The sequence below is a fragment of the Herbiconiux daphne genome, assembly GCF_024979295.1.
In the GTDB taxonomy this organism is placed as follows: domain Bacteria; phylum Actinomycetota; class Actinomycetes; order Actinomycetales; family Microbacteriaceae; genus Herbiconiux; species Herbiconiux daphnes.
This window is the reverse complement of the sequence record NZ_JANLCJ010000210.1, coordinates 1-918: the sequence shown is the minus strand read 5'-3', so window position 1 is coordinate 918 and position 918 is coordinate 1. Positions and strand designations below refer to the sequence as shown.

The 918-nt window shown below is 43.2% G+C and carries 1 protein-coding gene; it reads right to left on the bottom strand.

What is annotated here, in order from left to right:
* Positions 1-918, bottom strand: a 918-nt coding sequence (locus N1032_RS24155) for a portal protein (RefSeq protein WP_259543015.1), incomplete at both ends; no start/stop codon positions are given.

Below are 918 nucleotides of genomic sequence, written 5' to 3'. Positions count from 1 at the left end.
AATTAACGCTGTACGAAGATCCTGAATATCTTTAGTGATGTCATAAACTGATTCACCGAAGATTGTTCCAGGAATCGGATAAGGACAGAAGGTCTCGAATGGAATATCATCTACTTCGTTGATTTCTAGAATGCGGTCGCCTGCATCGAATACCTGATACAACCTGATAATGCCATCATCGTTTAAGTCTGATGTACGGACGTACTGCTCATACAGCCATACCTGCTGTGCGTGATCATCACTATCTGTACCAATATCCTGATGCCAATCATTACGCCAGTCCGTACGAGCCCATGCAACAATCTGCTGTTGTGAAATCTCTTCAGTGGTGTTCCATTCGGTTACATTGTTGATTTCATCTTCCGGAAAACCAAGTTCCAATAGCTCTTGTTTAGTTTTACGCGTCCTGTGAGCGAAGTAAGTCGCAGTCTGAATACTAGTAGCCCATTGGTCGACCAATACTTCTTCCAATGGAACGTAATCCACTTTAACTCTTTTGATTTTTAAGACGTAGCTAACGTCAGCGTCGATTAAACCATCGTCACGTTCTGTTCCAACTACCTCAATTTTCTCTACACCAGCATCTTCAAGACCTTGGATGTATGCTTGCAATTCGTCAGGATTAACACCTTCGACTTTTTCAGTCATGGCTTTCTCATCTTCTGACCAATAGCGTTTAACAAAAGAGTTACGAGTCACTAAACATTCTTTCAACGCGGAAGCAAGGACGTTATATCCCTGATTATCACGAAGAAGGATTTGATTAACAACCTGTGTAGCTAATTTAGCCGCGTCAGCATCTCTCTCGTCAACGGAAGCAAAGCTTACAGCATCCTCACCAGCGGTGAAGACGTTGAGCAGGTCTTGAAGAGTACCATTTACCGCTTCCCATACAGTACGATCGACGTAGCTAGAGCC